Raw genomic sequence first — 6,665 nt, 5'->3', positions numbered from 1 at the left:
GGAAAGAGATCTTGCTGGCGCATGGCCAACTGGAGCGCTTGCCCGGTTGCCACCTCTTCGCGCATTTTCAGTACCGCATTTTGATAGACGACATTCCCGGTGGCGCCCGAGACAGAGTCAAGCGCCTCGACCAGTGGCACGCCCGCGGCAAACATCGTCGAGAGGGTGCGCGCGAAGCGTGCCAGCGCCGCTTTGTTCAGGATCGGACCAATGATCGGGATCTTGAGTGCAGTACGATCAACCGCCTCGCGAAACGCTCGTGACCGCTTGAAGGTGTTGCTGATGACATAGCCGAGCGCTCCCGCTCCGAGCAGCAAGGCCCACCACCAGGTTTGCAATGCGTCAGATAATCCGATGACCAGCAGCGTGAAGGCGGGTAGGTCGGCGCCGAAGCTGGAAAACAGATCCTTGAATTGTGGAATGACGAAGATCAGCAACACCGCGCTGACGATGATGGCCACCGCGATCACGGAAATCGGATAAAAGAGTGCCTTCTTGATCTTTCCCTTGATCGATTCAGTTTTCTCTTTGTAGGTCGCGATCTTATCGAGCAACACATCCAAGACGCCCGCTTGCTCTCCTGCGGCGACCAGGTTGCACATCAAGTCGTCGAAGTAGAGCGGGTATTTGCCCATCGAGAGGGCCATGGCGGTACCGCTCTCGATGTCCTGCTTGATGGCGAGGATCATGTCCTGCATGGAAGGGTTTTCGTGACCGCGACCGACGATGTCAAATGCCTGTACCAACGGGACTCCCGCGGACATCATGGTCGCGAGCTGACGGCTGAAGATTGAGATATCGGCGGCGGTGATCTTGCGTTTGGTGCTGAAGAGTGGTTGCGGCTTCTTCTTGACCTTGGTGGGGTTGACCCCCTGTCGGCGCAGATCCGCGCGCACCATGGTCAGACTGGCCGCGCGTGTCTCCCCCGTCACCCGTGACCCCCGACGGTCGCGCCCCTCCCAACTGAACACATAGGCCTTCTCTGCCTTGGGTTTGGGTTTCGCTTTGAGTTTTCGGGCCGTCGCCATGGTTGTTGGCTTTACTCCTTGGTGACGCGGTTGAGCTCTTCAAGGCTCGTCACGCCCTGTTTGACCTTACGCAGGCCCGATTGCCTTAGATCAAAGACGCCTTCGCGGCTTGCCTGTGCGGAGAGTTTGTTGACGTCCCCACCCTCGAGGATGATCTGGCGGATGGACTCGGTGATTGGCATGACCTGGAAGACCCCAACCCGGCCACGATATCCCTTCGTACAGTGCTCACAGCCGACCGGGCGGTAGACCACGATGCCTTCCTCGATATCCTGGTCGGTAAAGCCCTCTTGGCGTAGGACCTCCCTGGGGAGATCTTCAGGGACCTTGCACCGTGCGCACAGACGTCGCGCGAGACGTTGCGCCATGATCAGGAGAACGGACGACGCCAGATTGAATGGGGCCACCCCCATATTCGCCAAACGGGTCAATGATTGTGGCGCGTCATTGGTGTGCAGCGTGGAAAGCACCAGATGCCCGGTTTGGGCTGCTTTCACCGCGATCTCGGCGGTCTCGAGGTCGCGGATCTCCCCGACCATGACGATGTCCGGATCCTGGCGTAGGAAGGCACGCAAGGCGGAGGCGAACGTGAGTCCGGTTTTCGGGTTCATGTTCACCTGATTGATGCCCGGCACCTGAATCTCGACCGGATCCTCAACCGTGGAGATATTGATCTCCGGTTTGTTCAGAAGGTTCAGCGCCGTGTAGAGGGAGACGGTTTTCCCAGATCCGGTTGGGCCAGTGACGAGCACCATGCCATAGGGTTTGTGGATCGCCGACAAGAAGGCCGTCCGTTGTTCCTCCTCGAAGCCGAGTGCCTCGATTCCAACCTGTGCCGAGGACGAGTCCAGAATCCGCAGGACCACTTTCTCGCCGTAGAGCGTTGGGAGGGTGTTGACGCGAAAATCGATGTCGCGCGTGCGGCTGACCTTGAGCTTGATCCGCCCATCTTGAGGCACGCGCCGCTCGGCGATATTCATCCGCGACATCACCTTCAAGCGTGAGACGAGACGGCCCGCGATATTGAGTGGTGGGCTGGCCACTTCGCTCAGGATGCCATCTTGACGAAAGCGGACGCGAAAGAATTTCTCGTAAGGCTCGAAGTGAATGTCTGATGCGCCGGCCGAGATAGCATCAACCAAGATCTTGTTCACATAGCGGACGATTGGGGCATCGTCGACGTTGACCTCGGCGTCATCGCGCAAATCCTCTGCGTCGGGAGTGATTTCGATCTTCTCCAGGTCCGCATCCATGAGCTCCGTCATGGTGGTGTCCTGGGCCTCGATGGCCGTCTCGATCGCAGAATTTAGCTTGTCCTCTTCGACGATGACTGGATCGGTCGCCAACCCCGTATTGAAGCGAATCTCCTCAAGTGCTTGATCGTTGGTCGGATCCGAGACGGCGATGAACAGTCGGTTGCCACGGCGATGGATCGGTAGCGCCCGATGCTTGCGCAGGAGGCGTTCATCCACCAGATTGACCGGTAGGTTCAACAGATCGATAGCGCGCAGGTCTAGGAGCGGGATGCCGAATTCACTGGAGGCGACAACCGCAATCCGGCGTGCATCCAGGATTTTCTGCTCCACCAGATAGGCGATCAGGGATTGGCGTCGTCGTGCCGCGTCGGCGGTCGCCGCGGTGGCCTCTTGCTCGCTGATCAACTGGTTCTGAACCAGTCGCAAGGCGAGGCCAGACAGGGTGCTGTGCGGTTTCGGTTCGCTCGCCATGCTCAGGCATCGACCGAGCGGTTAGCGGTTAACCGAGAATGCGAGTCTGACGTTGTTGGCAACGAGGCCATTATCTTTTTGTTCACTCTCGTTGAGATAGAATTCGAGGACAGTATCGCGGTTCATGAGCAGATCTTCCGTGACCTCATCCGCAAGTTCGTTCGTGTGACAAAAGACGCTGATATAGGGCGATTCGGGGTCGCGCGGATCGGTGATCCACAGCTTGGGGGAGAGGTGATCCATGATGCGAAGAAACCCGTAACCCTTGTCGGCGAACCATTTGGTACAGACCCCGCGCACACAGGAACCGGGCATCCCCCACTCATTGCGTGGCTCGTAGGAAATCGGCAGCAGATCCGGGATCAAGAATCCAGAGTAGAAAGCGTCGACCTGTTGCTGGAGTTGCCGAGAAACATTCTTGAACCCCATCAGCTCAACCCGACAACCGGTATTCTGGAGGGCCTCGACGACCTGTAAAAAATCACCGTCGCCCGTGACGAGTAGAACCTGGTCCAGTTTGTTCGCCTGCAACATGGCATCCACCGCCATATCCAGATCGGCGTTGGCCTTGGTTGTGACGGCACCGCTCTCGTCTGTGTAGCGACGCACAAGCTTCGTGGTGATCTTCCAGCCAAAATCGCGGACCATTTGCTGGTAGCTTTGCGCCTTCTTCCGGTATTCCGGGTCCTCGCGTGCCCGCTCCGAGTCGAATGCCATGTAGGTGTTCAGACGCTGCAGGATGCCGCCTTCGCGTGCCGCGAATCGCCGCAGGACGTCATACCGCATCTGGTAGCCACCGTTGTAGCGGACGTTTTCGGCATCGACAAAGACACCGACTCGTAAATGTGAACTCATATCGTGTGATTTGGATGCGGACGTTGCAGGCGGCGCGCGGTGCGCGGCGATGGTCTCCGTTGCTGGAGACACATCACCGCGCATCATGAGCTCAGCGATGGCAAAGCCGTTGGTTGAGGAGATCAGCGGTTCGCTCGACCCTCGATCAGTTCACTGACCACGGTGGGATCGGCGAGGGTGGAGGTGTCACCGAGTGAATCGATCTCGTTCGCAGCAATTTTGCGCAAAATCCGCCGCATGATTTTGCCCGAGCGCGTCTTGGGAAGGCTTGGCGCCCATTGAATGATGTCGACGATAGCGATTGGACCGATTTCACCGCGCACCATGGCCACCAGCTCTTTTTTCAGGTCATCGGTCGGTTCCACCCCGGCCATGGGCGTGACATAGGCGTAGATCCCTTGACCCTTGAGGTCGTGTGGGTAACCTACAACCGCTGCCTCGGCAACGTGCGGGTGCAAGACCAGGGCCGATTCGATCTCCGCCGTTCCGAGACGATGTCCGGACACGTTCAGGACGTCGTCGATTCGTCCCGTGATCCAGTAATAGCCGTCAGCATCGCGGCGCGCGCCATCCCCGGTGAAGTAATACCCGGGATATTGACGGAAATAGGTATCGATGAAGCGGCTGTGATCACCATAGACGGTCCGCATTTGTGCCGGCCACGGCTGGCTGATCACCAAGGCCCCTTCACCTGGACCTTCGATCAGGGTGCCCTCCGCCGGATCGAGCAGGGCGGGAACGACGCCGAAGAAGGGACGCGTGGCCGAGCCGGGTTTGAGCGCGGTGGCCCCGGGGAGCGGCGTGATCAGATGTCCGCCGGTTTCGGTTTGCCACCAGGTGTCGACGATCGGGCAACGCTCGTCACCGACGATCCGGTAGTACCACTCCCAAGCCTCGGGGTTGATCGGCTCACCGACCGAGCCGAGGATCCGCAACGACGTGCGGGAAGTCTTTTTCACGGGTTCCTCACCGGCGCGCATCAGGGAGCGGATCGCCGTCGGCGCGGTGTAGAAGATGTTGACCTGATGTTTGTCGATGACGTCCCAGAACCGCGACATGTCGGGATAGTTCGGAATGCCCTCGAACATGAGGGAGGTGGCGCCATTGGCAAGCGGACCATAGACGATGTAGGTATGGCCGGTGACCCAACCGACGTCGGCGGTGCACCAGTAGACCTCACCGTCCTGGTAATCGAAGGTGTATTTGTGCGTCATCGCCGCGAAGACGAGATAACCGCCGGTGGTGTGCAACACCCCCTTCGGTTTCCCGGTCGAACCCGAGGTGTAGAGGATAAAGAGCGGATCCTCGGCGTCCATTTCCTCCACTGGGCACTCGGCGGGCACGCTGGCGAGTGCCTCGTGGTACCAGATGTCCCGACCCTCGGTCCAATCGACCTTGCCGCCGGTGCGGCGCACCACGATCACCGTGTCGACGTTGGGGCATTCGGCCATCGCGGTATCGGCATTCTTCTTCAGGGGGATGTGGCGTCCGCCCCGCACGCTTTCGTCGGAGGTGATGACCAGACGACATTCTGAGTCGAGGACACGATCACGCAGAGAATCGGGCGAGAAGCCGCCGAAGACGATCGAGTGCGCGGCACCGATCCGCGTGCAGGCCAGCATCGCAACGGCAGCCTCGGGGATCATCGGCAGATAGATGCACACCCGATCGCCCTTACGCACACCACGCGACTTCAGGACATTAGCCAGTCGGCAGACTTCGGCATGGAGTTCGCGGTAAGTGAGCTTGCGGTCTTCCTCGGGATTGTCCGCCTCCCAGATGATCGCGACTTGATCGCCCCGCGTTTCGAGGTGACGGTCGAGACAGTTGTAGGACACATTGAGTTTGCCGCCCGCGAACCATTTGATGTGCAGATCGTCGGCCTGGTAACTGTAATCCATGACCTGGTCCCACTTCTTGGACCAGGTCAGGAAGGTCTCGGCCTGTTCGGCCCAAAACGTCTCGGGGTCATCCAGCGACTGTTGATACATCGCCGCGTAGCGCTCGGCATCGATATGGGCGTTGGCCGCGATGTCCGCGGGGACGGCATAGATTTTTTCTTCTGACATGATCTTCCTCTCTTTAGTGTAGTGAGACGATCCACGGTGCTGACCGCGACCGTCGTCGCAAATGCCGATCAGTCGTCGGGACGGGGAAACCTGACTCGCTCGGGATGAAGCCCAGGTCTTCGGTGCCCTCTCGAGGGTCCCCGACTCCTGCGATCAGGTGGCGATCGGAACCCTTCGGGGCGGGTCCCGGCGCGACCTGATATCCCGGTGGCTCGCACGCGGTTTCCAGACCAGAGCCAGTCCACAATAGTAAACGGTCCAATTGGACACAGCCAGTCGCTTTGCGGGTTTGCCTGGGTCTCAGCACAGGAAATCCCGCAAGGGCAGGCCTCGGCCCGAGTCACGATAGGCGGCCTGGGCGAGAAACAATTCAGCCGATGCGAGCGCATCGCTCAAGGCGTTATGCGCACCATAACGCGGCAGGTTGTAGCGGTCTCCGAGTGAGTGCAGGCGCAGATCGGAGGCCTTGAAGGCCGTCTGGCGTCGCTCGAAGGTGCGCAGCGCGAGAATTTGTGTATCGACCACCGGCATGAGGAGACCTCGCTTCCACAGTCGTTTGCAGGCGCGCGTCAGAAAACCACGCTCGATGCGTGCGTGATGGGCGATCATGACCTTGCCCGCGAGTGTGCCGAGTAATTCCTCGAGCACGTCCTGCAATTCTTCGCCACCGGCGGCCTCATCATCCGTGATCTGATGGATCACCGCGCTTGCTTCTGGAATCGAGCGATCGATCCTCACGACCCGGTGGCGCGCGCTCGACAGATCGATCTCACAGCCATGAACGCTGACGTAGCCTACGCTCAAGATGAGATCATGGGCGATGTCCAGACCCGTCGTCTCAAGATCGATGGCGAGATAGTCGACCTCGCGGTAGTCGGTCTTGGCCAGCGGAAACGGGTGATCGAGATAGGAGCGCAACGGTCCGGGAGGGGACCGGCGGAGTCGCCACCGGCGGCGCCAATCCAGCAGTCTACCCACACCCAACT

The 6,665-nt window shown here is 59.6% G+C and carries 5 protein-coding genes (1 of these 5 running past the window's edge); all 5 read right to left on the bottom strand.

The window, feature by feature from the left end:
- Positions 1 to 1,028, bottom strand: the 5' portion of a protein-coding gene (locus CKO25_RS08510; protein WP_200387488.1) for a type II secretion system F family protein. Its footprint begins 220 nt before the window's first position; the window shows 1,028 of its 1,248 coding nt (coding positions 1-1,028); its start codon is at positions 1,026 to 1,028; the stop codon falls past the left edge of the window.
- An 11-nt stretch (positions 1,029 to 1,039) separates the two neighbouring features.
- Positions 1,040 to 2,755, bottom strand: a complete 1,716-nt coding sequence (pilB, locus tag CKO25_RS08505; protein ID WP_200387487.1) for a type IV-A pilus assembly ATPase PilB — start codon at positions 2,753 to 2,755, stop codon at positions 1,040 to 1,042.
- Between the two features lie 21 nt (positions 2,756 to 2,776).
- Positions 2,777 to 3,610, bottom strand: a complete 834-nt coding sequence (locus tag CKO25_RS08500) for a LabA-like NYN domain-containing protein (RefSeq protein ID WP_200387486.1) — start codon at positions 3,608 to 3,610, stop codon at positions 2,777 to 2,779.
- 122 nt (positions 3,611 to 3,732) lie between these two features.
- On the bottom strand, positions 3,733 to 5,679 hold the full coding sequence (acs, locus tag CKO25_RS08495) for an acetate--CoA ligase (RefSeq protein ID WP_200387485.1): 1,947 nt from the start codon (positions 5,677 to 5,679) through the stop codon (positions 3,733 to 3,735).
- A gap of 300 nt (positions 5,680 to 5,979) precedes the next feature.
- Positions 5,980 to 6,657, bottom strand: coding sequence for an exonuclease domain-containing protein (locus CKO25_RS08490; RefSeq protein WP_200387484.1), 678 nt, complete (start codon positions 6,655 to 6,657; stop codon positions 5,980 to 5,982).
- Positions 6,658 to 6,665 lie beyond the last annotated feature (8 nt).

Origin of the sequence: Thiocapsa imhoffii (genome assembly GCF_016583985.1) — a bacterium.
GTDB classification, from domain to species: domain Bacteria; phylum Pseudomonadota; class Gammaproteobacteria; order Chromatiales; family Chromatiaceae; genus Thiocapsa; species Thiocapsa imhoffii.
The sequence above is the reverse complement of the archived record's forward strand: the minus strand, read 5'-3'. Positions and strand labels throughout refer to the sequence as shown.